Raw genomic sequence first — 22021 nt, 5'->3', positions numbered from 1 at the left:
ATTCTTCCTGCTTGCCCGAATGAAGAAAGGCACAGGGACTGTGGTTTGCCCATAGCCTTGTTTTTCGTTGTCACGGCTGCAGCTTAGAGTCCGTATGAACAGCTGCCTACTGTCAACATTGACAGTAGGCAATACCGAAGTCGTGGAGGACGTCGAGGGCTTGGGGGCGATGAGCAGAACAGCAGGGAACAATCCCCCTGGACCCCAGTCCAACGCACGCTTTACGCCGCTCTTTATGAGCGGTTTTTTCATGCTCAAGAGGATGTCCCGGATGAAGGTTTCACGAGGTTTTGCACTGTCTTGCCTGCTCGCGCTGGCAAGCAGCCCGGCCTTCGCGCAGTTCAGCCTCAGTGATGCGGCCAATGCGGTGGCGGCGATGCAGGGCGATCAGCCGGGGGAGGGCGCGGTGGCAGCTGCGCCGCAAGCCGCCGGGTTGCTCAATACCCTGGGCTCGGAGCTCAAGATCACCCCGGAACAGGCCATCGGCGGTGCTGGTGCGATGCTGGGGCTGGCGAAGAACCGACTCAGTGAGCCGCAGTTTTCCGAATTGAGCAAAAGCGTGCCGGGCCTCGATCAGATCGCTGGCAACAACGCTATCGGTGGGCTGAATGGCTTGGGTGGCCTGGGCGGTTTGCTCGGTGGCGGGTCGGACAAGAACGCCTTGCTCGACGGCCTGCTGGGTAACGTCAAGGACACCCACGACCTGAACAACGCCTTCAGCGCGCTGGGCATGGACAGCGGCATGATCGGCCAGTTTGCCCCGGTGATCCTTGAATACCTCGGCCAGCAGGGTGTGGCCAGCTCGCTGCTGCAGAACCTGGGTGGCATCTGGGGGGCCGGCGCAGGTATCTGATCAGTCGCGCTCGCTGCGCAAGGCGGCGATGCGCTGATCTTTTTCGATCCAGAGCTGGTTCACCCAGTTCTGGACATGCTGGCGAAACACCGGATCGTTTTCGTAATCGCCCTGCCACAGCGCCGTGTCCAGCTCGCGGGTCTGGATGTCGATAATGACCTTCGGCACCGCACCGCTGATCAAATCCCAGAACCCCGGCGTCCGTTCCTGGGGGTACACCACCGTCACGTCCAGCACCGCGTCCAGTTGCTCGCCCAGCGCCGCCAGCACGAATGCCACGCCACCGGCCTTGGGTTTGAGCAGGTGTGTGAAGGGAGACTGTTGCTGTTGGCGCTTGGCGGCGGTGAAGCGTGTGCCTTCGAGGTAATTCACCACGGTGACTCGTTGGCGCTTGAACAGCTCGCAGGCCTGACGGGTGATTTCCAAGTCTTTGCCTGCCAGCTCCGGATTTTTTGCCAGGAAGGCCTTGGTGTAGCGTTTCATGAAAGGGTAATCCAGCGCCCACCAGGCCAGGCCCAGGAACGGTACCCAGATCAACTCTTTCTTGAGGAAAAACTTGAAGAACGGCGTACGCCGGTTGAGGGCCTGGATCAGCGCGGGGATGTCGACCCAGGACTGGTGATTGCTGATGACCAGATAGGAGGTGTCGCGGCGCAAGTCGCCGCCGCCGCGTATTTCCCAGCGGGTGGGGATGCACAGGGCGAAGATCAGTTTGTCGATTTCGGCCCAGGTTTCGGCGATCCACATCACTGCCCACGAGGCGCAGTCGCGAAGACGCCCGGGCAGGACCAGTTTGAGCAACGCGAACACCATCAACGGCCCGAACAGCACCAGGGTGTTGAGTAACAGCAGAAGGGTGACAAAACAGCCGGTGAGCAGGCGGCGCATAAATAACTCTTGCAAACAGGTGGGCGGGCCATGATAAGCAGCTTCGGGCGGCAGGCCAAATCGAGGTGAAACGAGCAACCTGTGGCGAGCGAAGTGATCTGTGGGAGCAAAGCTTGCTCGCGATGAAAGTAACGCTATTTCTCTGGAACCGTGGTGGCCGTATCGCGAGCAAGCTTTGCTCCCACAGACCCCCTTTCCCCGGCAGAGATGTTCTTGACGCCAACCGAACGAATTCACAGCCCACGGTCTAAAATCCCGCTGCCCACCCATACAAAGGAAGTCCATTACGTGAAATCCCTTCTCGCTCTGCTTTCCCTGGTGGCCCTTCCAGTGCTGGCCGCCGAACCGACCCTTTACGGGCGCTACGAATACATCGCGCTGCCGGAAATCGGCGGTGAGGTGCTCAAGGCCAAGATGGACACCGGCGCCCTGACGGCCTCGCTGTCGGCCAAGGACATCGAAACCTTTACTCGCGACGGCGAGGACTGGGTACGGTTCCGCCTGGCGACCAAAGGCGCGAGCAACAAGCTCTTTGAGCACAAGGTCGCACGCATCAGCAAGATCAAGACCCGTTCGGAAGAAGATGAAGACGACGAATCGGCTGCCCCCAGCAAACGTCCGGTGGTGGAGCTTGAAATGTGCCTGGGTGATGTCAAGCGGACCGTTGAGGTCAACCTGACGGACCGCAGCAGCTTCAACTACCCGCTGCTGATCGGCGCCAAGGCCCTGCGCGAGTTTGATGCGGCGGTGAACCCGGCCCGACGTTTTACCGCTGACAAGCCCGACTGCTGATTTCCCTGATTGACGTGCCCCCGGGGTTGGGGCACCGTTCCGGCAACTTTACTGTCGGGCGCGGACGCCATGCCTCACATTCTGATTGTCGAAGACGAAGCCGCCATTGCCGATACGCTGGTGTTTGCCCTGCAAGGGGAGGGTTTCGGCACCACCTGGCTGAGCCTTGGCGCGGCTGCGCTTGAGCATCAGAAAAGCACCCCGGCGGACCTGATCATCCTCGACGTGGGCCTGCCGGATATCAGTGGATTCGAGACGTGCAAAAATCTCAGACGTTTCAGCGACGTTCCGGTCATCTTTCTTACAGCCCGGGATGCTGAGATCGACCGGGTAGTGGGGCTGGAGATCGGGGCCGACGATTATGTGGTCAAACCGTTCAGCCCTCGGGAAGTGGCGGCGAGGGTCCGCGCCATCCTCAAGCGGGTCGCGCCGCGACCGCCCACGGATCTGGGCGCCGGGCTATTTCAGGTCGACACCGAGCGGGTGCAGATCCACTATCGTGGCCGACCGCTGAACCTCACCCGTCACGAATTCCGCCTGTTGAACTGTCTGCTGGAGCAACCCGAGCGTGTGTTCAGCCGCGAACAACTGCTCGACGCCCTGGGTGTGGCCAGTGATGCCGGCTACGAGCGCAGCATCGACAGCCACATCAAGAGCGTGCGCGCCAAATTGCGCTTGGTCAGGGCCGAGGCTGAACCTATCCAGACTCACCGTGGCCTCGGCTACAGCTACAGCCCGGGACATAGCTGATGTCGCTGGGCATCCGGATTTTCCTGGTGTATGTGCTGTTCATCGGTTTGACCGGGTATTTCGTCCTCAACACAGTGATGGAAGAAATACGCCCCGGCGTGCGCCAGTCCACCGAAGAAACCCTGGTGGACACCGCTAACCTGATGGCCGAGATCCTGCGGGACGATTTCAAGGCCGGCACCCTCAACCAGAACCGCTGGCCGCAACTGCTCAAGGCTTACGGTGAGCGCCAGCCTGCAGCATCGATCTGGGGGTTGCCAAAGAACCAGGTCAACCATCGCATCTACGTCACGGACGCCAAGGGGATTGTGGTGCTCGACTCCAGCGGTGTGGCGGTGGGCCAGGATTATTCGCGCTGGAACGACGTCTACCTGACCCTGCGCGGGCAATACGGCGCACGCTCGACCCGCAGCGTTGCCGATGATCCGACGTCTTCGGTGATGCACGTTGGCGCGCCGATTCGCGACAACGGCCGGATTATCGGCGTGGTCACCGTGGCCAAGCCCAACAGTTCGCTGCAACCCTATGTCGACCGCACCGAGCGGCGCCTGTTGGCTTACGGCGCCGGGTTGATCGGCCTGGGGCTGCTGTTGGGCGCCTTGTTGTCGTGGTGGCTGAGCGCGGCGCTACGGCGTTTGACTGTTTATGCCGAGGCCGTCAGCCAAGGGCAACGGGTAGAGGTGCCGCATTATCGCGGTGGCGAGTTCGAGCAACTGGCCGGTGCGGTGGAACACATGCGCACCCAACTGGAAGGCAAGGCTTACGTCGAGCGCTACGTGCACACCCTGACTCACGAACTCAAGAGCCCGCTGGCGGCAATCCGTGGTGCCGCCGAGTTGCTGCAGAGCGACATGCCGACGGCCCAGCGTCTGCGTTTCGTCAGCAACATCGACAACGAAAGCGTGCGCATGCAGCAGTTGATCGAGCGTTTGCTCAACCTGGCCCAGGTCGAGCAGCGACAGGGACTGGAAGAAGAGGTTGCCGTGCCGCTGGCGGCATTGATGGACGAACTGCTGGAGGCCCGCAGTGGCTGGATCGAAAGCCGGCAGTTGCAGGTCGAGCGGCACATTGCCGTGGACCTGACATTGACGGGGGAGCCGTTTCTGTTGCGTCAGGCCCTGGGCAATCTGCTGGAAAACGCCCTGGACTTCACGCCCGTCAACGGGTTGTTGCGCATGAGTGCCGAGCGTGTCGGCAACCGCGTCGAGATCCGGCTGTTCAATCAGGCCGAACCGATTCCCGCCTACGCCCTGCCGCGTCTGAGTGAACGCTTCTACTCCCTGCCGCGCCCTGACAGCGGTCGCAAGAGCACCGGGTTGGGCCTCAACTTTGTGGAGGAAGTGGTGCAGTTGCATGCCGGGGAGTTCAGTATTGGCAATGTCGAGGGTGGGGTTGAGGTGGTTTTGCGGTTGCCTTGAAACCGCCTCTGCCGCCTGACAGAACACAACCCTGTGGGAGCGAGCCTTGGACAGTCTCCACACAATCTCCACAATCTCTCCATAACCCCAGCACACAGCCGGCTCAAGCTCTCCCTCATTCGAACAGGGAGAGCCCCACATGAACCGCAGCCTCGCCGTAAAACTGGGCATGATTGCCCTATTGATCCTCCTGCTGATGATCCCGTTGTTGATGATCAACGGCCTCATCGACGAGCGTCAGGAACTGCGCGACGGTGTACTGCAGGACATCGCCCGCAGTTCCAGTCACAGCCAGCAACTCATCGGGCCGATGATCGTGGTGCCGTTTCGCAAGGATGTGCGGGTCTGGAATACCAACGAGAAGACCGGCGCGCGGTTCCTGGAAACCGTCGAGCAAAGCGGTGAGTTATATTTTCTGCCGGAGCAATTGGACGTCGACGGCCAGATCCGCACAGAAACCCGTGCACGCGGGATCTACGAGGCGCGGTTGTTTCATGCCGACAACCGGATCGACGGCCACTTCAAGGTGCCTGAGCGTTTCGGCGTGGCCACCAAGGATTTTGCCGACTACCGCTTTGACGAGCCCTATCTGAGCGTGGGCATCAGCGACATCCGCGGCATCGAGAATGCACTGACCCTGAAGCTCAACCAGCAGACCGTCGATTTCCTGCCCGGCTCGCGGATCGGCTGGCTGGGGCAGGGCGTGCATGTGCCGCTGCCAATGGTCACGGCCCAGAGCAGCACTGAGCTGACCTTCGGTTTCGACCTGCGGCTGCAAGGCACCGGTCAATTGCAGATTCTGCCGGTAGGTAAGTCCACCCAAGTGCACCTGTCGGCCGACTGGCCGCACCCCAGCTTCATCGGCAACTACCTGCCGACCCAGCGCGACATCAATGAGCAGGGCTTCAGTGCCGACTGGCAGACCTCGTTTTTCTCTACCAACCTGCTGGAAACCTTGCAAGCCTGCGAGCCAAGCGATGGCTGTGAAGCGTTTCGCAGCCGTGCCTTTGGTGTGAGTTTCATCGACCCGGTGGACCAATATCTCAAGAGCGACCGGGCGATCAAATATGCACTGCTGTTCATAGCGCTGACGTTTGCCGGGTTCTTTCTCTTCGAAGTGCTCAAGAGCCTGGCGGTGCATCCGGTCCAGTACGCCTTGGTAGGCGTGGCTCTGGCGTTCTTTTACCTGTTGCTGCTGTCCCTGTCGGAACACATCGGTTTTGCCCTGGCGTATTTGCTGTCAGCCAGCGCCTGTGTGCTGCTGATCGGGTTCTATGTCTGTCATGTGTTGCGCAGCGTGAGCCATGGCCTGGGGTTCTCGGCGGGGTTGGCGGGCTTGTACGGTTTGCTCTATGGATTGTTGAGTGCCGAGGACTACGCCTTGCTGATGGGCTCGCTGTTGCTGTTCGGTCTGCTCGGTGTGTTCATGGTATTGACCCGTAAGCTGGACTGGTACCGGGTGGGAGCGAAGCCGGCGGCTGCGATGACGTTCGATCTGGGAGAGGTGAAATGAGCCGGTCGCTGGGGTTGCGCGAGGACCGGCAATGGCGAGCAGTGCTGGTGACTCGCATAGGGCAGTTGTTTCCCTTGGATCCGCTGCGCTGCCATCGCGGGCAAGCCTTGCTCCCACAGGCGGAGCAAGGTCTATGTGGGCGCAAGGCTTGCTCGCGATAAGGCCAGTATGGCTAACGCAGGGCTAGATTCTGGGCACTGTCTCGACCATCGAAGGCCGCAAGCTCACTTCGGCAAACCACGCTGCCAATTGTGGATTGGCCTTGCGCCATTCCAGATCGGGATGGCGCAGGTCCAGGTAACCCAGGGCGCAGGCCACGCTGATGGACGCAATGTCGAAATGGCAGGCCAGTTCGGCTATTGCCTCGGCTTCGAGCATGCCCAGGGCACGGCGGATCTTGTCCCGTTGCGCATCGAGCCACTCGGCCCAGTGTTTTTCGACGGGGCGCAGGGCGGTTTCGTAGCGAATCATCACCGCGGCATCCATGATTCCGTCAGCCAGGGACGCCAGGGTCAGGCGTCGCCACCGGGCTGCGCCGTCGCGGGGGATCAGCGGATTGCCGACGTGCTGGTGGTCGAGGTAATCAAGAATGACGCGACTGTCGTGGAGCACATTGCCATTGGCCAGGCGCAAGGCCGGGATCTTGCTCAGGGGGTTGTCATCAATGAGTGCCTGGTCCGGCCTGACCGGCGTGAGCTGGCTGAGCTGCAACGCCACGCGGTCTTGCTGGCCGGTTTCGTGCAGCAGCACCAGGACCTTGCGCACGAAAGGCGAAGCGGGGTTGTGGAACAACGTCATGCTGGGGGCCGACATGCAGGTATCCTCGATTAACGGGCAAGGGCTTAGCCTAGACAGTTCCAAGGCGGCTGGCGAGGCCGATTGGATACCAGTGTGGGAGCGAGCCTGCTCGCGATAGCGCAGTGTCAGTCGATATCAATGTGACTGGTTCACCGCCATCGCGAGCAGGCTCGCTCCCACATTGGGTCCGCGTCGGGCTGAAGTTATCTGCGTTTGATCAGCCCCCAGGTTCCCAGCACCGTCGGCACGCCCAAACCCACCCAACTCACGGCATCCCAGGCCCCATCGCCGAGCAATGCCGAAAACAACCCCGCCGCGCTCAGCACGCCGATTGCCACGGGAATACCAAACACTTTCCAGAAACTCGACTGCCGGGGCCTCACGAGACCACCTGCGCCGCGACCGCTGCGCGTTTGGCCGCTTTTCGCCGCACGAGCCACAGGTAGACGCCGCTGCCGAGGACGATGATGGTCAGCACGTCCAGGGTCGCCCAGAAAATCTGCATCGGCCGACCGCCGTAGTCGCCGAAGTGCAGCGGCAGGGACAGGCTCATCATATCCATGTACCACGGCCGTTCAGCCACGGCGGTGACGTCCAGGGTGCTGGCGTCGATCAATACGGGTGTCAGCAAATGGGAGGTCAGGTGGGTGTCACCTTTCATGAACACGCTGTAGTGGTGTTCGCTGGAAAACAGCGTACCGGGGAAGGCGATGAAGCTGGGTTCCATGCCCGGCGCAACCTCTTTGGCGATGTCCAGCAAGCGGGTCGCCGGGGCCAGTTGCGTCAGCGGCGGGGCGTCGCGATAGGGCTCGACCATGGCGCTGAGGCTGTCATTGCGCCAGGCGGCGATGATCAGGTCGGCGCACGCCGCGATGACGCCGGTCACGCCCACCGTCAGCGCCCAGACCAGCGTGACCACGCCGATCAGGTTGTGCAAATCGAGCCAGCGCAGGCGCGTGGATTTATCCTGGCGCACCGTGGCGAATTTCAGGCGGCGCATGAACGGCAGGTACAACACCACACCGGAAACGATGGCGATCACGAACAACAGGCCCATGAACGCCAACAGCAACTTGCCTGGCAAGCCGGCGAACATGTCCACATGCAGGCGCAGCATCACCATCATGAAACCGCCGTTGGCCGAGGGCATTTCCAGGGCCTCGCCGGTGCGGGCATCGAGCATGAACGTGTGGGAGGAATTGGGTTCGGTGCCCGGCGTCGGCGCCATGATGGTAATGACACCGTTGGGATCATCCTCGTCCCAGCCAAAATACTGGACCACCTCACCGGGGCGATGGGCCTTGGCTTTTTCCACCAGTTGCGCAAGGTCCAATGGCGGTGTGTCGGCCGGCATTTCGCGAAGCTCGGGGGCGTCGCCCAGCAGATGCTCGATTTCGTGATGAAAAATCAATGGCAGCCCGGTGATTGCCAGCATCAGCAGAAATACCGTGCAGATCAGGCTGGTCCAGGTGTGGACGAAGGACCAGCGACGGATGGTTTTGCTTTTCATGATTGATCCGAATGCAAAAAGGGCCACAGGTGGCCCTTCAAAAGGTTTACGCAAATGCTAACCGTTTACCATTTGTAATTCACGCTGGCGACGACGCTGCGTTGATCGCCGTAGTAGCAGTAGAAACCGTCACACGTGGACAGGTAGTCCTTGTTGAAGACGTTTTTTGCATCCACCGCCACCGATACCCCTTTGAGCGAGTTGTTCAGGCGACCCAGGTCGTAATGGGCCGAGGCGTCATACACGGTATAGGAACCGACATGGCCCCAGTCGGTGTTGGTGGTGTTGCCATAGGTGTCGCCGACGTAACGCACACCCGCACCGACACCAAAGCCGTCCAGCGGGCCGTTGTGCCAGGTGTAGTCCGCCCAGGCGGTGGCTTGGTTACGCGGCACCTGGGCCATGCGCTTGCCTTTTTCCGCCGTCGTGCCTTTGGTGATTTCACTGTCGTTGTAGGTGTAGGAGCCGATGAGCTTCAGGTTGTCGGTCACGTCGCCCGAGGCCTCCAACTCCAGGCCACGTACCTGTACTTCACCCACTTGGCGGGTGACGTTGTTTTCGGTGACAGAGTTGTTTTTCTGGGTCAGGTCGAACACCGCCGCCGTCAGCAGGGTTTTGGTGCCGGGTGGCTGGTACTTGATGCCCGCTTCGTACTGTTCGCCTTCGGTCGGCTTGAATGCATCGGTGCTGTTGACGTTGGTACCGGCCGCTGCCTGGAAGGACTGGGCGAAAGAAATGTACGGCGTCACGCCATTGTCGAAGACGTAGCTCAGCGCCGCGTTACCGCTGAATTTCTTGTCGCGCTGGGTGTTGGTCGCGCCGGCCTGGTTGTGGAACTCGGTGCCGGTGTGGATCCAGTCTTCACGACCACCCAGGGTCAGACGCCAGTTGTCCAGGGCGATCTGGTCCTGGATGTAGAGACCGGTTTGCTGGGTCTTCTGGTTGTAGTCGTACATGGTGAAGTACTGGACGTTGGAGAAATCCTGTCCGTAGGTCGGGTTGTGGATATTGCTGGCCGGTACGCCAGTCGAGCCCCACAGCCAGCGCGAGTTGCTGTTGGAGCGCTGGTGATCCAGGCCCAGCAACAAGGTGTGGCTCAGGGCTGCGGTTTGGAAGTCGGCCTGGAAGTTGTTGTCCACGGCGAACTGGCTGACGTCTTCATCGACGATACCCGCTGTTCGCTGCACGGTTCCGTCGGCGCTGACCGCTTCGTCGGGGCCGGCCGGCCAGATCTGCCCGCCCGCAGTGACACCCTGAAACTCCAGGTCGCTCTTGGTATAGCGCAGGTTCTGGCGGAACTGCCAAGTGTCGTTCAGACGATGTTCAAACGCATAGCCGAGGGCGTAGTAGGTGCGGTCGTAGAATTCCCAGTCCGGGTCACCCAGGTTTTTGTGGTGGGAAATCTTGCCGGCCGGCGACGACAGCTTGGTGCCTTGCAGCGGCAGGAATTGCCCGGTGATGCCGGTGTCGTCGCGGGTGTACTGAGACAGGAAGGTCAGACGGGTGTCGTCGTTGATGTTCCAGGTCAGGCTGGGGGCGATGTTGTAGCGTTTGTCCGGGATGTGATCGACCTGGGCGTTGCTGTCGCGCACCGTGCCGCTGACCCGATACAGGAACTGGCCTTCGTCATCGACCTTGCCGGTGCTGTCGAAGTTGATCTGCTTGTGTTCGTAGCTGCCGGCTTGCAGTTCGACCTCGTGGCTGCTTTCAGCTTGCGGGCGACGGCTGACCATGTCCAGCATGCCGCCGGGTGGCGTCTGGCCGTAGATCGAAGACGCCGGACCACGCAGCACGGCGATGCGTTCGAGGTTCCAGGGCTCGATTTTCGGCGTGACGTAGTTGCCCTTGGGCAGCGGCAGACCATCGAGGAACTGCGTCGGTACAAAACCGCGCACCAGCAGCCAGTCGTTGCGTGAGTCCGAGCCGTAGCCGCTGCTCTGCACGCCAGCGGTGTAGCGCAGGGCGTCATTGAGGTTGAGGACCGAGCGATCTTCCATCTGCTGGCGTGTGACCACGGAAACCGAGCGCGGCAGTTCGACAATCGGCGTATCGGTCTTGGTGCCGGCTGCCGTGCGAGTGGCGACATAGCCATCGGTCGGACCCCACGCGGTCTCGCTGAGGCCGGCGCCGATCACGCTGGTTTCCGGCAAAGCCATGACGCCTTCGGGCACGGCCACCAGGCTGTAGGTGCCGGCGCTGCTTTGTTGCAGCTGAAGACCGGTGCCGCGCAACGCCTCACGCAATGCGCCAATGGCATCGAACTGGCCCTGGACCGGTGCCGAGGTTTTGCCCGAGGCCAGGGACGGGGTCAGACTCAGGGCGAGCCCGGCCTGACTGGCGATCTGGTTCAGGGTGCTGGCCAATGGTGCGGCGGGCAGGTTGTAGGTGCGCACGCTCGAGGCTTGTTCGGCGGCCAGCAACGGGCCGCTGACCAACGGGGCGGCAAAAGCGATGGCAACGGCCAACAGACTGGGGCGCAACAGGGTGTCTAGCGGGCGGGACATACGGCGGCTCCTGAATGGAAATATTTCTCAATTGCCTTGGTGCCGGATGAAAATTCAAAAGTGATAGGGCTGGATGAAAATAATTTAGATTCAGATTGGGGTGAGGTGTCCAACGGGTCTTCGGATCGAGACGGCTTCATCGCGAGCAGGCTCGCTCCCACAGGGAGTCACTGAAGATCAAATGTGGGAGCGAGCCTGCTCGCGATGGGGCCTCAAGGCTTGGTCTCGGCCCTCGGCCCCACCACCACCCACCAGCGCGTGTGATGCTCGACCTGTACCGGCAAGGTCGGCAGCAGGGCGCTGAGTGCCAGATCGGTGTCGTGCAGCGGGAAGCTGCCCGTGATGCGCAGGTCGGCTACCTGTGGCTCGACGCCCAGGTAGCCGCGACGATAGCGTCCCAGCTCATGGACCAGGTCTTCGAGGCGGGCGTTGTCCACCACCAGCATGCCGCGGGTCCAGGCATCGGCGCCCGGATTCAGGGCCATCGTCGGCCCGAGACCGTCGCGGCGCATCAACACCTGCTGGCCTTCACGCAGGATCTGCTCTTCATCGGTGGCCTGTGGATGCGCCGCCACCGCCGACTTCAGCACGCTCAAGCGCGTGCCTTCAGCTTCTCGCTTGACCAAAAACCGGGTGCCCAGGGCGCGCATGTTGCCTTCGCGGGTTTCAACGATAAACGGACGCGGATCGTTGTGGCCGGTTTCCACCAGGATCTCGCCTTCTTGCAGGACAATGCGGCGCTGCTTGTCATCGAAACGCACGTCCAGCGCACTGTGGGTGTTGAGGTTGATCAGCGTGCCGTCGGCCAAGCGCAGGACGCGTTGTTCGCCGGTGGCGGTGCGCTGGTCGGCCAGCCAGTAATCCAGCGGCAAGTAACGATCTCCGGCAAACAACGCCAGGCCGATCACTGCAACAATGCTGGCCAGGCTGCTGCCGAGCTTACGCACCCGGCGACGGATGTTTGCTCTGGATTGCAGCAACGCGGCTCGCCCAGGGCCGTTGGCGACACTGAAGCGTTGGTCAAGCATGCCCAGTTGCCGCCAGGCCCGGGCATGTTCTTCGTCGGCGGCATGCCATTGGGCGAACGCTTCCCGCTCCTGGGCACTACCGCCGCCTGAGTCCAGGGACAGTTGCCAGGCAATGGCCGCATCCAGAACCCCGGTCGAGACGGGTTTGGAAGAAGGCGTGCTCATGTCGGCTCACCATAAAGCGCGATGTAGCACTGGCGCATGCCCTGGGCCAGGTACTGCCGCACCCGGGGCACGGAAACCCCCAGGCGCTCGGCGATTTCTGCATGGCTGAGGCCGTCGAGGCGGTTGTAGAGGAAGGCGGCGCGGGCCTTGCTCGACAATTTGCCAAGCAGCCGATCGATAGCCTTGAGGTCTTCGACGATCAGTTGCTGCTCTTCCAACGACGGCTGTTCGTTTTCCGGGATCAGCATCAGCTCGGTGAGGTAGGCCTGCTCCAGCGCCGCCCGACGGAAATAATCGAACAGCAGTCCCTTGGCGATCGCCACCAGAAACGCCCTGGGCTCTCGGGGCGCTGTCAGTTCCTCCCGGCCCAGCAGGCGCACGAAGGTGTCCTGGCTCAGATCTTCGGCCCGTTGCGGGCAGGCCACGTTGCGGCGCAGCCATGCCAATAGCCACCCGCGATGGTCACGGTACAACGCACCAACCAGATCACTGTGGGGGCTTGGGGCTGACGACACGAAGCATCACCGACGTTTTAAGTAACGAGAATTGTTCGCGATTGTCGCAGAGGCGGGGGAGAGAAAGCAATTGGCGCTGGTCGGAGCACGATCCGCGGGTTCAGGTGAGTCTGTAGGAGCAAGGCTTGCCCGCGATGGCATCGCCGGCACTGGCAGCCTGGCCGAGTCGCCTGCATCGCGGGCAAGCCTTGCTCCCACAGGTCAACCACCTTGGGCTAAAGCGAAGGCGCCCGTTGCCGTCGCTTCCATTGGCTCAGGTGCTGTTGCAGCTCAAGCGGGCTATGGATCTGCTGCTGACGGGCACGGCTGAACAGAATGAGCGCCAATTCGGCGGTGGCCAGGGCGTCGGCGCTGGCGTTATGACGGTCGAAGACTTGCAATTTGCACCAGTCGATCCAGTCGTCCAGGCCGGCCTTGCGCAGGTGCGCTTGAGGGCAGAGCATCGGCGCCAGGTCAGCGACATCCAGAAACGAATGCTGCAAGCGATAACCGAGGTAATCCTTCAGTGCTCGCCCCAGCATGTGGGAGTCGAACGGCGCATGAAATGCCAGCAGAGGGCTGTCGCCGACGAATTCCATGAACGCCAGCAGCGCCTCGGCGGGGTCGCTGCCGGCGGCAATTTCACTCGGCGCCAGGCCATGGATCAATACGCTGGGTCCCAGCTTCTGCTTGTCGCACTGCAAGGTGCGTTCGAACTGTTGGCTGAAGTCGATGGCGCCGTCCTCTATGACCACCGCACCGATGGACAGCACCTGATCCTTGTTCAGGTTCAACCCCGTGGTTTCCAGATCCAGCACCACCCAGCGTTGCTCCCTCAGGCTGCATTCACCCAGGGGCGCGGGGGCCGGCAGGCGCTCCAGGCGCTGTTGCACGTCTTCAGGCAACATCGGTTGGACCGGGCGTAACCAGGAAAAAATGCTCACAACTGGTACCTCAGCGTAAGGCTGCTTTGCAGCCGTTGGGCTTGGCGCAGGGATTCGCGCAGAATGCGCCGGTCCAGATGATTAAGGCTGTCGGGGTCGACCCGGTTGGAGTAGGGCAGGTTTTCGCGGGTCTGCAGTTGATGTTGTTGCATGCGGGTTTGCTGGATGAAGTGGTAGGCCTCTTCATAGGCCGCGCCATCGAGCGGTTGGATCACGTCCTTGATGACCAGTTGCCGCAAGCGCTCCAGGGTATTGTTGGCTTCGATGCCATTGGCCAGGGCCAGCAGGCGAGCGCCGTCGACAAAAGGCGTCAGGCCTTGCACTTTCAGGTCCAAGGTGGCTTTTTCGCCGTTCTTGCGGCTGAGCACGAAATCCCTGAAGCGTCCCACCGGTGGACGATGACGCAGCGCGTTCTCGGCCATCATGCGCTGGAACAAACGGTTATCGGCCACCTGTTCGAGCACTTGCTGGCGCAACTGCTCACAGCCTTGCTCATCGCCCCAGACCACCCGCAGGTCGAAATAGATACTCGAGCTCAATAGGTTTTCCGGCGTCGCTTCACGAATGAATGCGGCAAAGCGTCGGGCCCATTCGGCGCGGGACAGGCACAGCTCCGGGTTGCCGGCCATGATGTTGCCCTTGCACAAGGTGAAACCACAGAGGGCCAGGCTCTGGTTGATCTGTTGGGCGATGGGCAGCAGCAGCCCGCGGATCTGCGCCGCATGGGCGGCGTCCCGGGCTTCGAACAGGATGCCGTTGTCCTGGTCGGTGTGCAGGGTCTGCTCGCGCCGGCCTTCACTGCCGAAACACAACCAACTGAACGGCACGCCCGGGTCACCCTTGTCGGCCAGGGTCAGTTCGATGACCCGGCACACGGTGTGGTCGTTGAGCAGTGTGATGATCTGGGTGATCTGCGTCGACGACGCACCATGGGCCAGCATGCGCTCGACCAATTGACCGATCTCGCCGCGCAGGGCCACCAGGGTCTCGACTTTCGGAGCGCTGCTGATGGTCCGTGCCAGATGTACCAGGTCGACCCGCTGCAGGGAAAACAGATCGCGCTCGGACACCACGCCGCACAAGCGATGGTCCTTGACCAGACAAACATGGGCAATGTGGCGCTCAGTCATGGCGATGGCCGCGTCGAAGGCGCTGTGGTCCGGCGAGAGATAGAAGGGTGTCGGGGTCATGTGCGCGGCGATGGCTTCGGAAAAATCCCCGGAGCCGTCGGCGACCACATGCCGCAGGTCGCGCAGGGTAAAAATCCCTACCGGCGCTTTTTGCTCGTTCACCACCACAATGCTTCCGACCTGCTGTTCGTGCATCAGTTTCACGGCTTCGCGCAGGGGCATGTCGGGGTTGCAACTCACCGGATGACGCATCGCCAGCTCGCCCAGCCGGGTGTTGAGGGAGTATTGGGTGCCGAGGGTTTGCGCGGACTTCTGCTGGACTTGCTGATTGAACTGGTCGAGCAGGCTGCTAACTCCACGCAGCGCGAAATCACGAAACGGGCTCGACAGGGCGAATAGCTTGATGAATGCCTGCTTGTTCAACTGCAGGCAGAAGGTGTCCTCGCCGGCACGGTGTTCGGTGCGCGTGGCCCGCTCGCCCAGCAGCGCGGCAAGGGGGAAGCATTCGCCGGTGGTGATTTCGAAGGTGGTCTCGGTGCCACCTTTTGCCGAATGCGGACGCTCGCCCACGACCCGGCCCTGCTTGACGATATAAAAGTGTTCCACCGTGCCGTCGGCCGGTTTGATGATGGTGTCCCCCGGTGCGTAAAAACGCAGCAGGCATTGCTCCACCAGATAAGCCAGGTGAGCGTTTTCCATTTGGTTGAACGGGGGAAAACGCTGAAGGAATTGCAGCGTTCCCTGGATGTTCTGCAACACCGCGGTTTTCCCAGCCTGGGTAAAGGCGTCCGTTTTTTTCATAACCATGGCGCAGTCTTTTTTGAATTGTTGTGGTCGGATCTGTCCCCATGGTCAACCCCTGAGGGTAGGGTGCCCATTGGACGTAAGTCTAGGTCAACGCAAAAGGCTGGGAACGATAGAAAAATCCCTCGTGTGGTCTATCCGAAGCCTGCAATAAATGTACTTGGAAAAAAATCCGACGAAGTGCACATTGAAGCGACGCAGAACGATGTCTGACCACTGTGCCAGGGGATCGATTAAAGAACGTAGAGAGCATCATGTCCGACCACGATATTTTGAGTGACGCCGAGCGCGAGGCGCTGAGTGCCGTCATGCTGGAACCCGACCTGCCGCCGCAACGAGTCTTGATTGTCGATGACGACAAGGACGCCCGTGAGCTGCTATCGGAAATTCTGGCCCTGGACGGCATTCACTGCATGACCGCCGCCAGCGGTGAAACGGCGCTCAAGTTGCTGGAAACCAAGCCGTCGATTGGCCTATTGATCACTGACTTGCGTATGGGCAATGTCGATGGCCTTGAACTGGTCCGCCTGGTCCGTGAGTCGGAGCGGGCAGCGCTGCCGATCATCCTCGTCTCCGGCGATGCCGACGTGAAGGACGCCATTGAAGCGATGCACCTGAGCGTAGTGGATTTTTTGCTCAAGCCTATTGATACGGAAAAATTGCTGGGTCTGGTCAAGCATGAGCTGGGGATGGATCTTTAAAATTGTCTGTGGGAGCCGATGAATCCCACAATGACTCGAGCATCAGCTAGGGCTTGGTGATTTTGCAATGAAAAAGCCCTGATCTTTCGATCAGGGCTTTTTCTTGTGCTGCGTTTTACCCTTCAATCACAGCCCATTGGCTGCCTTGAACTCGCGACGACGACGGTGCAGCACCGGCTCGGTATAGCCGTTAGGCTGCCGGGTGCCTTCGATCACCAACTCCACCGCCGCCTGGAAGGCGATGTTGCTGTCGAAGTCCGGCGCCAGTGGACGGTACAGCGGGTCGCTGGCGTTCTGGCGGTCCACCACCGGCGCCATGCGCTTGAGGCTTTCCATCACCTGGTCCTGGGTGACGATGCCATGGCGCAGCCAGTTGGCGATGTGCTGGCTGGAAATACGCAGCGTCGCACGGTCTTCCATCAGGCCAATATCGTTGATGTCCGGCACCTTGGAGCAACCTACGCCCTGGTCGATCCAGCGCACCACGTAACCGAGGATGCCCTGGGCATTGTTGTCCAGTTCGTTCCTGATCTGCTCCGGCGTCCAGTTCGGGTTCACGGCCAACGGGATGGTCAGGATGTCGTCCACCGAGGCGCGGGCACGTTGGGCCAGTTCGGCCTGACGGGCGAACACGTCGACCTTGTGATAATGCAGCGCGTGCAGCGCTGCAGCGGTCGGCGACGGAACCCACGCGGTGTTGGCACCGGCCATGGGATGAGCGATTTTCTGCTCCAGCATCGCTGCCATCAGGTCCGGCATGGCCCACATGCCCTTGCCGATCTGTGCGCGACCCTGCAGGCCGGTGCTCAGGCCGATATCGACGTTCCAATTCTCATACGCGGCGATCCACTTCTCGGCTTTCATATCAGCCTTGCGCACCATCGGGCCGGCTTCCATGGAGGTGTGGATTTCGTCGCCGGTGCGGTCCAGGAAGCCGGTGTTGATGAACACCACGCGTTCACTGGCGGCCTTGATGCAGGCCTTGAGGTTGACCGTGGTCCGGCGCTCCTCGTCCATGATCCCGACCTTGAGGGTGTTGCGCGGCAGGTTCAGCACGTCCTCGACGCGACCGAACAGTTCGTTGGTGAACGCCGCTTCTTCCGGCCCGTGCATCTTCGGCTTGACGATGTACACCGAGCCGGTACGGCTGTTGCGGCGCGAAGTATTGCCGTTGAGGCTGTGGATTGCCGCCAGGCTGGTGACCAGGCCATCCAGGATGCCTTCCGGTACTTCCTGACCGTCCTTGTCCAGGATCGCGTCGATAGTCATCAGATGACCGACGTTGCGCACGAACAGGAGCGAGCGGCCATGCAGGGTCAGGCCCGAACCGTCCACTGTCGTGTACGCACGATCGGGGTTCATGGTGCGGGTAAACGTTTGACCGCCCTTGGCGACCTGTTCCGACAGATCGCCCTTCATCAGGCCGAGCCAGTTACGGTAGATCACCACTTTGTCATCGGCATCGACGGCGGCGACCGAGTCTTCGCAGTCCATGATGGTGGTCAGCGCCGCTTCCATCAGGATGTCTTTGACGCCGGCGGCATCGGTCTGGCCGACGGGGGTGCTGGCGTCGATCTGGATTTCAAAGTGCAGGCCGTTGTGCTTCAACAGCACGGTGGTCGGTGCCGAAGCGTCGCCCTGGAAACCGATCAGTTGCGCGTCGTCACGCAGGCCGCTGTTGCTGCCGCCCTTGAGGGCAACCACCAGTTTGCCATCGACGATCTTGTAAGCGGTGGAATCGACATGGGAGCCGGCGGCCAACGGCGCGGCTTCGTCGAGGAAGGCGCGGGCAAAGGCAATGACCTTGTCGCCGCGTACCTTGTTGTAGCCTTTGCCTTTCTCCGCGCCGTCGGCTTCGCTGATGGCATCGGTGCCGTACAGCGCGTCGTACAAAGAACCCCAGCGGGCGTTCGAGGCATTGAGGGCGAAGCGGGCATTCATCACCGGCACGACCAGCTGCGGGCCGGCCATGCGGGCGATTTCGTCATCGACATTTTGCGTCGTGGCCTGGAAATCCGCCGCTTCTGGCAGCAGATAACCGATGTCTTGCAGGAAGGCTTTGTAAGCCACGGCGTCGTGGGCCTGGCCGGCACGGGCCTGGTGCCAGGCATCGATCTGTGCCTGGAAATCGTCGCGTTTGGCGAGTAGGGCTTTGTTCTTCGGGGCCAGGTCGTGGATGACTTTGTCGGCACCGGCCCAGAACGCATCGGCGGTGAGGCCGGTTCCGGGGATAGCTTCGTTATTCACGAAGTCGAACAGGACTTTGGCGACCCGCAGGCCACCGACTTGAACGTGTTCAGTCATTGCTTGCCTCACTCTGCTCAGCTATTTCGCTTTTCAGCTCTTCGATTTTGACAATGAAGCCTCGGGACATTTAAACCACAAACCCCGGAACCAGTACATGCCATCGCTGGCGGCTGGGTGGGACCTGTCACGGGCGTTAAGCCTTGCTGACGGGGCTTTCAGGGATGCGACCGCGCCTTGAACAGTCATTGGTCCAACATTATGTAGTGCGCGCTGCGGCATACTACATGATCAATTGCGGTTGTGAAAATTAGACTAATTGCGTCGTTCCGCGACCCACTAAAGTGTTACGGTCACGACGAGGCACGGGATGTTCTCAAAAAACGTATGGATTGTTCCATATAAATCTTGATCTTTGTACACGATGTATCTGGTTTCATCCTGTGGGAGCAGAGCTTGCAGCGATACAGGTGCCCTGGTTTCAGAAGGACCGAGTTGTTTTCATCGCGAGCAAGCTTTGCTCCCACAGAGGCGAGGTTTATATCTTTAGGGCACGAGCCTGTCCGCGACCACCTGCCTATACTCTTCTTTCCACAACAAGAGGGCTCGCGCCATGGACCATCTCGTCATCACTGTTTTCGCCCCGGACAAGCCCGGGTTGGTCGAGCAGATCGCCCTTTGCATCGCCGAGCACGGCGGTAACTGGCTGGAAAGCCGCATGTCCCGTCTGGCGGGACAATTTGCCGGGATCCTGCGCCTAAGCGTTCCGGCTGAGTCCCATGATGAATTGATCGAAGCCTTGCAAGGCCTGTCGGCCCACAACATCCGCGTGCTGATCGCCGAGGGCATCGTCGAAGAGTCCTGCACTTGGAAGCCTATCGCGATGGAGCTGGTGGGTAATGATCGCCCGGGGATCGTGCGCGACATCACGCGCTTGCTGAGTGAGCAGGGCGTCAACGTCGAGCGACTGGTCACGGACGTGCGGCCGGCGCCGATGAGCAGCGAGTTACTGTTTCATGCCGAAGCGATCCTCGGGGTGCCAGTGACCTTGTCCCTGGACACTTTGCAGGAGCGTTTGGAAACCCTGGCCGATGAACTGATGGTGGAGCTGAAACTCAGCGACGAGAACTGATAAAGGTTATCCAAGGAAAAACTGCGCCTGCCTGTGGATAACCTGTAGAGACACCTCGCCAGCCCACGTCCGCCGGGCGCTGGCGGGATATGATTAAAAAATCACCAGTTTTCAAGGGCTTGTGCACAAACGGCGGGGATCACGCTGTGGATAACCTTGGGAAGGATAAGCGCAGGCCACGCCAGGCGTGGCCTGTGGAGGTTCGTACGTTTTTTGATCAGTTGCGCCGGCGCATGCTGATCACGGCATCGACGCTATACACCGCAAGCCCAGCCCAGATAAACAGGAACGCCACCAATGTGCTGGACGACAGATGCTCACCGAACAGCAGTACGGCGAGCAACAACACCAGCGTCGGTGCGATGTACTGGAGGAACCCGAGGGTGGTGTAGGGCAAATGCCGCGCCGCAGCGTTAAAGCACACCAACGGCACCAGCGTCACGGGCCCGGCCGCCACCAGCCACCAGGCTTCGGAGGTGGTCCAGAAAACGGCTTGGGCGCTGGTAGCCGCCGGGTTGAACAACAACCAGGCAATGGCGATCGGCACCAGCATCCAGGTTTCCACTACCAGTCCGGGTAAAGCCTTGACCGGCGCCTGCTTGCGGATCAGCCCATAAAAGCCGAAGGTCAGCGCCAGCACCAGCGACACCCAAGGCAGGCTGCCCACTTGCCAGACCTGCTGCGCCACACCGACCGCGGCCAACCCCACCGCCAGCCACTGCATGCGTCGCAACCGTTCACCCAGGATCAACATGCCGAGCAATACGTTCACCAGCGGGTTGATGTAGTACCCCAGGCTCGCTTCGAGCATGCGCTCGTTGTTCACCGCCCAGACATAGGTCAACCAGTTGGCCGCGATCAACGTACCGCTCAGGGCCAGGATTGCCAGCCGCTGTGGATTGTCCCGCAGTTCGCGCCACCAGCCCGGGTGTTTCCAGACCATCAGCAACGCCGCGCCGAACAGCGCCGACCACAGCACCCGGTGGATGATGATCTCCACGGACGGCACGTTGGCGATGGCTTTGAAATAGATCGGGAACAGACCCCAGATGATGTAGGCACTCAGGCCCAGGATATACCCGCGACGCGGGTTGGCGGCTTGCATGCAGAATCCTTGCTTAGGCAGCTAACAAAAGAGTGATTGTAAGGAGATTTGTCAGATTGTGCTGTGAACCTTTATGAGCGCCATCGCCGGCCCCTGTGGGAGCGAGCCCGCTCGCGATGACGATGACCCATTCAACATGGACATCGACTGACCTACCGCGATCGCGAGCAGGCTCGCTCCCACAGGGGGGCGGCAGTGGCAAATCAGAACAACTTCAACGGCTCCTCATTGAGCGCCGCCAATTGCTCGCGCAACGCCAACACCTGGTCGCCCCAGTAGCGTTCGCTGCCGAACCACGGGAAGCTGCGCGGGAACGCCGGATCGTCCCAACGGCGCGCTAGCCAGGCGCTGTAGTGCATCAGGCGCAGGGCCCGCAGAGGCTCGATCAAGGCCAGTTCACGCGGGTCAAAGTCATGAAACTCGCGGTAGCCGTCCATCAATTCCGACAACTGCCCCAGGCATTCCTGGCGATCACCGGCGAGCATCATCCACAAATCCTGTACCGCCGGGCCCATGCGGCAGTCGTCCAGGTCGACGATATGAAAAACCTCGTCGCGGCACATCATGTTGCCGGGGTGGCAGTCGCCGTGCATGCGGATGTTCTGGTGAGGCGTGGCGGCATAAACCTCTTCGACCCGTTTGAGCAGGTCCCGGGCCACCGACTCGTAGGCCGGAAGCAGGCTGCGGGGTACGAAACCGCTTTGCAGCACGGTGGCCAGCGAATCGTGGCCGAAGTTTTTCACGCCCAACGCTTCACGATGCTCGAACGGACGGGTCGACCCGACCGCGTGCAGACGCCCGAGCAATTGCCCCAGGCGATAGAGTTGGTCGAGGTTGCCCGGCTCAGGCGCGCGGCCGCCGCGCCGGGGAAACAGGGTGAAACGAAACCCGGCGTGTTCGTGCAGACTGACGCCGTTGTGAATCAGCGGCGCTACCACCGGCACGTCGCATTCGGCCAGTTCGAAGGTGAAGCGGTGCTCTTCCAGAATCGCTTCGTTGGTCCAGCGCTGAGGGCGATAGAACTTGGCGATCAGCGGCTCGGCGTCTTCGATACCCACCTGATAGACACGGTTTTCATAGCTGTTGAGGGCCAGCACACGGGCGTCGCTGAGCAAGCCCATGCTTTCAACGGCATCGAGCACCAGGTCGGGTGTGAGGGTTTCAAACGGATGGGACATGCTGACTCCTGCGCAGCGGCAGGGCTGCCGCGTCCGGCCCAGCATGGTAGCGCAGACGGAGGGAGATAGG

At 61.0% G+C, this 22021-nt stretch carries 19 protein-coding genes; 7 read left to right on the top strand and 12 right to left on the bottom strand.

Annotation, left to right across the window (positions count from 1 at the left end):
* The first annotated feature begins 271 nt into the window (after positions 1-271).
* Positions 272-853 (top strand): DUF2780 domain-containing protein, encoded by a 582-nt coding sequence (locus PSH91_RS24515; protein ID WP_047228139.1) that lies wholly within the window; start codon positions 272-274, stop codon positions 851-853.
* Here the strand turns inward: PSH91_RS24515 and PSH91_RS24510 are convergent, their stop codons facing one another.
* The gene (locus PSH91_RS24510; RefSeq protein WP_160893949.1) at positions 854-1741 is read right to left on the bottom strand and encodes an acyltransferase; all 888 of its coding nucleotides are present in this window, start codon (positions 1739-1741) and stop codon (positions 854-856) included.
* Positions 1742-2029: 288 nt separating this feature from the next.
* Between PSH91_RS24510 and PSH91_RS24505 the strand changes: the two genes are divergently transcribed.
* The 4 genes from PSH91_RS24505 to creD all read left to right on the top strand — a co-directional run bounded on the left by PSH91_RS24505 (position 2030) and on the right by creD (position 6214).
* Positions 2030-2533, top strand: a complete 504-nt coding sequence (locus tag PSH91_RS24505; protein WP_047228137.1) for an ATP-dependent zinc protease — start codon at positions 2030-2032, stop codon at positions 2531-2533.
* 69 nt (positions 2534-2602) lie between these two features.
* Positions 2603-3283, top strand: a complete 681-nt coding sequence (gene creB, locus PSH91_RS24500) for a two-component system response regulator CreB (RefSeq protein ID WP_076383405.1) — start codon at positions 2603-2605, stop codon at positions 3281-3283.
* Positions 3283-4701 (top strand): two-component system sensor histidine kinase CreC, encoded by a 1419-nt coding sequence (gene creC / locus PSH91_RS24495; protein ID WP_305466887.1) that lies wholly within the window; start codon positions 3283-3285, stop codon positions 4699-4701. The genes creB and creC overlap by 1 nt, the downstream gene beginning before the upstream one ends.
* A gap of 139 nt (positions 4702-4840) precedes the next feature.
* The gene (gene creD, locus PSH91_RS24490; RefSeq protein WP_188251820.1) at positions 4841-6214 is read left to right on the top strand and encodes a cell envelope integrity protein CreD; all 1374 of its coding nucleotides are present in this window, start codon (positions 4841-4843) and stop codon (positions 6212-6214) included.
* Positions 6215-6397: 183 nt separating this feature from the next.
* Here the strand turns inward: creD and PSH91_RS24485 are convergent, their stop codons facing one another.
* The 8 genes from PSH91_RS24485 to PSH91_RS24450 all read right to left on the bottom strand — a co-directional run bounded on the left by PSH91_RS24485 (position 6398) and on the right by PSH91_RS24450 (position 15588).
* On the bottom strand, positions 6398-7027 hold the full coding sequence (locus PSH91_RS24485; protein WP_076383408.1) for a glutathione S-transferase: 630 nt from the start codon (positions 7025-7027) through the stop codon (positions 6398-6400).
* A 188-nt stretch (positions 7028-7215) separates the two neighbouring features.
* Positions 7216-7395 carry a hypothetical protein gene (locus PSH91_RS24480; RefSeq protein WP_076383409.1) on the bottom strand — a complete coding sequence of 60 codons (180 nt, stop codon included), beginning with the start codon at positions 7393-7395 and terminating at the stop codon, positions 7216-7218.
* A complete protein-coding gene (locus PSH91_RS24475) occupies positions 7392-8522 on the bottom strand; it encodes a PepSY domain-containing protein (RefSeq protein ID WP_076383410.1) in 1131 nt (376 codons plus the stop codon). The genes PSH91_RS24480 and PSH91_RS24475 overlap by 4 nt, the downstream gene beginning before the upstream one ends.
* Positions 8523-8587: 65 nt before the next feature.
* Positions 8588-11026, bottom strand: a complete 2439-nt coding sequence (locus PSH91_RS24470; protein WP_305466886.1) for a TonB-dependent siderophore receptor — start codon at positions 11024-11026, stop codon at positions 8588-8590.
* Between the two features lie 212 nt (positions 11027-11238).
* Entirely contained in the window at positions 11239-12219 is a 981-nt protein-coding gene (locus tag PSH91_RS24465; RefSeq protein WP_305466885.1) for a FecR domain-containing protein, read from the bottom strand.
* Positions 12216-12734: an RNA polymerase sigma factor gene (locus tag PSH91_RS24460; RefSeq protein WP_305466884.1), complete on the bottom strand. Its 519-nt coding sequence runs from the start codon at positions 12732-12734 to the stop codon at positions 12216-12218. Before PSH91_RS24460 ends, PSH91_RS24465 begins: the two co-directional genes overlap by 4 nt.
* A gap of 215 nt (positions 12735-12949) precedes the next feature.
* On the bottom strand, positions 12950-13657 hold the full coding sequence (locus tag PSH91_RS24455; RefSeq protein ID WP_047228127.1) for a PolC-type DNA polymerase III: 708 nt from the start codon (positions 13655-13657) through the stop codon (positions 12950-12952).
* Positions 13654-15588, bottom strand: a complete 1935-nt coding sequence (locus tag PSH91_RS24450) for a putative nucleotidyltransferase substrate binding domain-containing protein (RefSeq protein ID WP_305468590.1) — start codon at positions 15586-15588, stop codon at positions 13654-13656. Before PSH91_RS24450 ends, PSH91_RS24455 begins: the two co-directional genes overlap by 4 nt.
* A 257-nt stretch (positions 15589-15845) precedes the next feature.
* Here PSH91_RS24450 and PSH91_RS24445 point away from each other — a divergent pair, with 257 nt between their 5' ends.
* A complete protein-coding gene (locus PSH91_RS24445) occupies positions 15846-16292 on the top strand; it encodes a response regulator (protein ID WP_047228125.1) in 447 nt (148 codons plus the stop codon).
* 126 nt (positions 16293-16418) lie between these two features.
* Here the strand turns inward: PSH91_RS24445 and PSH91_RS24440 are convergent, their stop codons facing one another.
* The gene (locus PSH91_RS24440; protein WP_047228124.1) at positions 16419-18596 is read right to left on the bottom strand and encodes a malate synthase G; all 2178 of its coding nucleotides are present in this window, start codon (positions 18594-18596) and stop codon (positions 16419-16421) included.
* 553 nt (positions 18597-19149) lie between these two features.
* On the opposite strand from PSH91_RS24440, the gene PSH91_RS24435 reads away from it, so the two are divergent.
* Positions 19150-19668: a glycine cleavage system protein R gene (locus tag PSH91_RS24435; RefSeq protein ID WP_047228123.1), complete on the top strand. Its 519-nt coding sequence runs from the start codon at positions 19150-19152 to the stop codon at positions 19666-19668.
* 217 nt (positions 19669-19885) lie between these two features.
* Here PSH91_RS24435 and rarD read toward each other — a convergent pair whose 3' ends face one another.
* Together rarD and PSH91_RS24425 are read right to left on the bottom strand one after the other, a co-directional pair.
* On the bottom strand, positions 19886-20773 hold the full coding sequence (gene rarD / locus PSH91_RS24430) for an EamA family transporter RarD (protein ID WP_047228122.1): 888 nt from the start codon (positions 20771-20773) through the stop codon (positions 19886-19888).
* A 203-nt stretch (positions 20774-20976) separates the two neighbouring features.
* Positions 20977-21951, bottom strand: a complete 975-nt coding sequence (locus PSH91_RS24425; protein WP_047228121.1) for a serine/threonine protein kinase — start codon at positions 21949-21951, stop codon at positions 20977-20979.
* Positions 21952-22021: the final 70 nt, after the last annotated feature.

Origin of the sequence: Pseudomonas sp. FP1154, from assembly GCF_030687245.1 — a bacterium.
GTDB lineage: Bacteria > Pseudomonadota > Gammaproteobacteria > Pseudomonadales > Pseudomonadaceae > Aquipseudomonas > Aquipseudomonas rhizophila.
This window is presented reverse-complemented; position numbering and strand designations above follow the sequence as displayed.

What these genes read in the sequence shown, in the direction of transcription:
- PSH91_RS24445 (WP_047228125.1), top strand. Translation starts at nt 15,846, where the DNA reads ATGTCCGACCACGATATTTTGAGTGACGCCGAGCGCGAGGCGCTGAGT.
- PSH91_RS24435 (WP_047228123.1), top strand. Translation starts at nt 19,150, where the DNA reads ATGGACCATCTCGTCATCACTGTTTTCGCCCCGGACAAGCCCGGGTTG.
- PSH91_RS24425 (WP_047228121.1), bottom strand. Translation starts at nt 21,951, where the DNA reads ATGTCCCATCCGTTTGAAACCCTCACACCCGACCTGGTGCTCGATGCC.
- creD (WP_188251820.1), top strand. Translation starts at nt 4,841, where the DNA reads ATGAACCGCAGCCTCGCCGTAAAACTGGGCATGATTGCCCTATTGATC.
- PSH91_RS24450 (WP_305468590.1), bottom strand. Translation starts at nt 15,588, where the DNA reads ATGAAAAAAACGGACGCCTTTACCCAGGCTGGGAAAACCGCGGTGTTG.
- PSH91_RS24475 (WP_076383410.1), bottom strand. Translation starts at nt 8,522, where the DNA reads ATGAAAAGCAAAACCATCCGTCGCTGGTCCTTCGTCCACACCTGGACC.
- PSH91_RS24440 (WP_047228124.1), bottom strand. Translation starts at nt 18,596, where the DNA reads ATGACTGAACACGTTCAAGTCGGTGGCCTGCGGGTCGCCAAAGTCCTG.
- creB (WP_076383405.1), top strand. Translation starts at nt 2,603, where the DNA reads ATGCCTCACATTCTGATTGTCGAAGACGAAGCCGCCATTGCCGATACG.
- PSH91_RS24465 (WP_305466885.1), bottom strand. Translation starts at nt 12,219, where the DNA reads ATGAGCACGCCTTCTTCCAAACCCGTCTCGACCGGGGTTCTGGATGCG.
- PSH91_RS24470 (WP_305466886.1), bottom strand. Translation starts at nt 11,026, where the DNA reads ATGTCCCGCCCGCTAGACACCCTGTTGCGCCCCAGTCTGTTGGCCGTT.
- creC (WP_305466887.1), top strand. Translation starts at nt 3,283, where the DNA reads ATGTCGCTGGGCATCCGGATTTTCCTGGTGTATGTGCTGTTCATCGGT.
- PSH91_RS24510 (WP_160893949.1), bottom strand. Translation starts at nt 1,741, where the DNA reads ATGCGCCGCCTGCTCACCGGCTGTTTTGTCACCCTTCTGCTGTTACTC.
- rarD (WP_047228122.1), bottom strand. Translation starts at nt 20,773, where the DNA reads ATGCAAGCCGCCAACCCGCGTCGCGGGTATATCCTGGGCCTGAGTGCC.
- PSH91_RS24515 (WP_047228139.1), top strand. Translation starts at nt 272, where the DNA reads ATGAAGGTTTCACGAGGTTTTGCACTGTCTTGCCTGCTCGCGCTGGCA.
- PSH91_RS24485 (WP_076383408.1), bottom strand. Translation starts at nt 7,027, where the DNA reads ATGTCGGCCCCCAGCATGACGTTGTTCCACAACCCCGCTTCGCCTTTC.